3 protein-coding genes are annotated in these 4,716 nt (G+C 56.4%); all 3 read left to right on the top strand.

The window, feature by feature from the left end:
* The first annotated feature begins 500 nt into the window (after positions 1–500).
* The 3 genes from R6U20_RS11110 (at position 501) to R6U20_RS11100 (ending at position 4,716) form a co-directional block, all read left to right on the top strand.
* The gene (locus R6U20_RS11110) at positions 501–1,745 is read left to right on the top strand and encodes a hypothetical protein (RefSeq protein WP_410337926.1); all 1,245 of its coding nucleotides are present in this window, start codon (positions 501–503) and stop codon (positions 1,743–1,745) included.
* 33 nt (positions 1,746–1,778) lie between these two features.
* On the top strand, positions 1,779–2,369 hold the full coding sequence (locus R6U20_RS11105) for a condensin complex protein MksE (protein ID WP_410337925.1): 591 nt from the start codon (positions 1,779–1,781) through the stop codon (positions 2,367–2,369).
* A 67-nt stretch (positions 2,370–2,436) separates the two neighbouring features.
* Complete coding sequence (locus tag R6U20_RS11100; RefSeq protein WP_410337924.1) at positions 2,437–4,716, top strand: hypothetical protein; 2,280 nt, start codon at positions 2,437–2,439, stop codon at positions 4,714–4,716.

The raw sequence follows: 4,716 nt of genomic DNA, 5'->3' as shown, positions 1-4,716 counted from the left end.
GCGTAGCACCGTACGAATGAGCGCGTGTATTAAGTAACGTCGGGGCGCACATGATACCGGTTTGAAATGCACAAACCCCCAACTTCATGCCTGTCTTTACTTACGTCTCCTAATACCAGGTGCGAGACTTCGATGTACACGTTAGGTTGGAGGCCGCCCGGGATATTCTTCCGACAGCTGTCGGTACCGCTTGCGTCCCCGGCGACATTAAGGCGAGTTTCGTCGCTCACCGATTGCAAACACCTGTATGATGATTCAGCGCAGATGGTATAAGATACTTTTGTGGGTCTACTTATGATACGGGGCCGTGTATAGACGTTACGTGATCACTCCCCTGGTAAAAAATCTTGCCGGGGACGAGCGGCACAGAACGCACCGCTTCGATGCAAATGTGTCGTCTGCCGGTGCTTGCTCGGTTGCACTTCTCTCGCAACGCACTTAACTTTACCTTTACATCGTGTAGATTTCCATATCTCAAGCCGGCAGCGTAGCGGCGAAGCATGCCCCATCCCGATTTAACGACCTTTCTGCGTCTGATGCATGATCACCTCTCTACGTTGCAGGCGGTGCATGCAGCCCCGCATGGACTCCGAGAGGCAGAGATTCGCACTCATCTTCGGCATGCCCAACAAGGCCGTAGCACCGCTGCCCCGTCGGTGTCACATGTTTTTCGGCAGCTCTGCACCCACGGGCTCATCGAGCCGCTTCCTGAGCAATCTGCTGTGTACGAACCCACGATGCGCGTTCAGCGGCTCTTGCGCGAGTTTCAGCGCGAACAGGTGCTGAGCACTCCGAAAGTACTCCGAGGGCACCTGGAGCAGATTGCAACCGACCGGCAGCGCCTTCACCAGTTCGGCGAGCAGCAGTTGCAAAACGGCGCCATCCGAACGCTCGAACATCTTGGAGACGCATTGGAGGAGATCCGCAGGCTCTCGCGCACCAACCGTGAGGCGATCCTGCATCGCGTTACGGCACTACGGGCTCAAACGAAAGGCATAAGCGTAGAAGACCGCTTCTCCATTCTTCTGGAAATGATGGACGACCACATCCGCCCGCTGGAAGCGATTGTGCACTCCGGCGGTATGGCAGAGGAGCAGTTTTCGCAGCTGGAAACCACGCTTGGGCATGTGCAGCCGTCGTTTGCCGATGCTCCCGCGGTGCTGCGTGAACTTGCCGTTACTGGAGCCCGTCTGCGACGCGTGCGGCGCCACGTACTCCAAAACTTTGAAACAGCACGCGATGAAGTGATCCCATTGTTCAAAGCACAAGTGCGCAGCACCATGCTCGTTCGCGGCGCCTCAAAGCTTCTGCAAGCGGTTCATCGCTCCGGCCCCGATGTGCTCGGCCTTCCTGAGCGCCTTCGACTGCTCCGCATCAACATACGCACCGTCTTGGACGACAACGCCATGCGGAGCTTTCTGCTGGATATGCGGGCCTATACGCCAGCTCCACCCGATCCCATTCCGCAACGGGCAACCGACGCGCAACCAGCGCCCCTCCCGCACCGCGACGAACTTATCGCTCAAACGGTGCAGGCGTGCCCTATTGACGATGTGATGGCTCATCTTGTTGATCAGTTCGCAGATGCCGATGTGTCACATGTTTTGGCCGCCTACCGATACATTCTGCAAAGCCAGAAGCTACGCATCTCGTTTGATGCTACATCGCGCACCTACACGCATGGCAGATGCCTCCTCGAAGCCCATCCCGCTCGGGTGGAAGCTGTCGCATTGACTGTCGCCTAACTGTGCTTACGTGATTATTGCGCTTACATGATTATGACGTCTCTTCCCCATCTCGCCACGATCTTCGACCGTCTCCGTAGAGGCTATCACTTTACGCCAGCAGACGGCGACCTCTTTCGAGTGCTTTGGAATGATTTTGATGCCTACGAGAAAGCCTTCGGTGCCTTCGGGCTGCGCCTGCACAAACACCATCAAAATGTCGTCTATCTGGCTGCTGATCCCTCTAAGAATCCTGGAAAACAAGCGCGTACGATGGGCTTGTTTGTCCTGGTGATGGTTGAGTCGATGAGCAACGAGTACGCAGCGATCGTGCCTCCTTTTTTCGATACATGGTGGCGCATTGAGGAGCTGCCCCATCTTGCGTCCGAACGGTATCGCGAGTACATGGAGCAGGTAGATATTAACGATGCCGATGACCTGGCACGCGTGGTTCGGTTGCTCGAAAAGTATGGGTTCGCCGAAACCCGAACTGGGGGCGCGTTCCAGTTTCGAACGGCAGCATACCGCTTTCTCGATCTATGTATCGAAGCAGTGGAGATGAGCGAGGCCTCTGGTACTGCGCCCAACGCTGATGCAAAGGCCGACCCGTCTGCTAAGCCACTGCCTCCGCTTCCAGAAACCTGACACGCTCTCCTATCCGCAAGCCGTCTTTCCGCAAGCCGTCCTCTTTGCTGCACAACGTCATTGCCCCATGGCTTTTCTTGGACCTACGCGCCTCGTTCTTATTCATGCAGGCACCTTTGATTTTGCCGATGTGGACCTGACGCGTCCGCTCCATCTGATTGGCCCGAACAATGTGGGGAAAACCACGCTGGTCAACTTGCTTCAGTTGCTATACGTGGACAAGATCAGCCATATGTCGTTTGCCGGATACACCACCCGGGAAACAAAACGCTATTACTTTCCCGAACGCTACAGCTACGTTCTGTTTGAGTGCCGCACTCCGGAGGGGCTGCAAGTTTTTGGACTGCACGGTACCGGCCCTGCAAAGAACTACGACATACAGCGTTTTGCGTATGCTGGGCCGTGGGTCCGAAGCGATTTTCTAACGGACACCAACGCGCCGCGACCCATGGACGAGGTAAAGCCCGAGTTGGCGCTCAAGAACCTGCGGCTGATGAAGGCAGGCCATCTTCGTGCGGCTCTTACCGGCATAGGGGAGAATAAGGCCGTACACCTTGGACTTGTACCCGTAAAGAGCCAGGAGGGTTATGATCGCTTCCGCGACTTATTCAAAGGCCTAATTCGACTTCGCCATCTGGATCAACACACGCTGAAGTCTACGCTCTGCAACACATACGCTGCTGAACTCGGCGACCTCTCGGTCGACCTCAAAACGGATTATGCCGATCAGTTTGCAAAAATGCAGGGCCAGCGGGATGAGATCGAGAAGATGGAAATGATTGAAGACAGCATCCGCACCGCACTCAGGCATTACGACCGGCGTCAATACCTTCGGGACACAGGTGTGCAGACGTGGAAGCAGATTATGCACACGGCCAACGAGCTTCGCGACATGCTTGAGGAGGCGGCTCGCGCTCAGACGCAGACCATCCATCAAGAAAAGAGCGCGCGCAGCCATCTCCAAGAGACGTATCGCGGGCTGGATACACGGCGAGACGAGCTGAATCAGACGCTGGGAAGCGTGAACGGGACCCTGCAACGGTTCAAGAGGAGGGCGGAAGCGGCAGCAGAGATAGACCCCGAAGCAACCGAGCGTGACCTGAAGCACTTGCGCGAAGAGCAGGCGTCACTGCGTGCCAAGATACAGTCTATCGACGCAGACAACCCAAAGCGCATTCGTGCTCGCCTCAAACGAGTCAGGAGCACTGTGGAGCGAACGCGCCGCCGACTGGAAAACCTTGAAGATGCAGTAGGACCTGGCCTCAAGAAGGCGCTCGGCACCGCCCGCATGGACCGGCTGTTTCGCATTCTGAACCCGGAATTGCTGGATTTGAGTCCATCGGGATCGTACTTGAGCATTACTGACTACGAGGCCCTTCTGAAGCGTCTGCAGCACCTGGATGACACACTCACTGCCACCCCGTGGGTAGCCCCGTGGGGCACGCTCTCGTTGAACGGGCTGACGCCACCTCCATTAGATCAGTACATTGATGCTGGGCGGATCCGTACAGAATTGCAGAATGCTACGAACGAGCAAGAGCGGCTTCGAGAACGCCTGAAGATAGCTGAGAACCGGTCTACGATGGATGCAAAGGTGCAGTCATTACAAGCAACGATTGATGAGCTTCAGGCAGCGCTGCATCGGTACCAAAACGCTGAAGAAGCCGCCCGGCAGATTCCTGAACTTCGCCGCAAGAAAAAGCAGATCAAGGCCGAGATGCAAGACGTTACGCAGCGCCGTGATGCGGTACGTAACGATATGCAGATGCATGACAAGCGCATCCACAATGCTGAGGCACGCTATGAACAGATTCAGGAGTACCGCCAAGAACTGAAAGAAGAGCAACGCGCTTTACACGCTCCCCCCGCTGCATGGGCACCTTCAAACGAGGATACAGAAAAACCGACCGCCTCCGACAGCCCGCTGGTAGCGCATTCGGTTGAAGATGATGCAGACGATATGCTCGCAGCCATCCGGCCCCTCTTTGATGCATACCGGACGACGCTGGATGATGAAAAGGACGCTGATGACCGCCTGTGCCGAGCGCTACGCCGGATCCATACGCAAACCACGGCTCAGTACGAACGAGACACCGTAGAGGCCACGCTGAGTGTCCTCCGCGACGAACTGCAGGGGCTCCCTCCACGACGCAAAGCCGCTGAAAATATGTGGCAGCAGCTGATCACGGGCCTGGGACGCAAGCTAAGTGACCTGCTGTCGCGCCTTGATACGCTGCAAGCCAAAGTCAATGCAATCAGGATCAGGTCCCGGACCACGCTGACATTCTGGTTGTTGACCGGTATCCAGGTATGGTGGGCAAGCAGGCAGCAATCGTCGCCGAGGTAG

It is taken from the genome of Longimonas sp. (genome assembly GCF_046498435.1).
GTDB lineage: Bacteria > Bacteroidota > Rhodothermia > Rhodothermales > Salinibacteraceae > Longimonas.
The sequence above is the reverse complement of the archived record's forward strand: the minus strand, read 5'-3'. Positions and strand labels throughout refer to the sequence as shown.

What these genes read in the sequence shown, in the direction of transcription:
- R6U20_RS11105 (WP_410337925.1), top strand. Translation starts at nt 1,779, where the DNA reads ATGACGTCTCTTCCCCATCTCGCCACGATCTTCGACCGTCTCCGTAGA.
- R6U20_RS11110 (WP_410337926.1), top strand. Translation starts at nt 501, where the DNA reads ATGCCCCATCCCGATTTAACGACCTTTCTGCGTCTGATGCATGATCAC.
- R6U20_RS11100 (WP_410337924.1), top strand. Translation starts at nt 2,437, where the DNA reads ATGGCTTTTCTTGGACCTACGCGCCTCGTTCTTATTCATGCAGGCACC.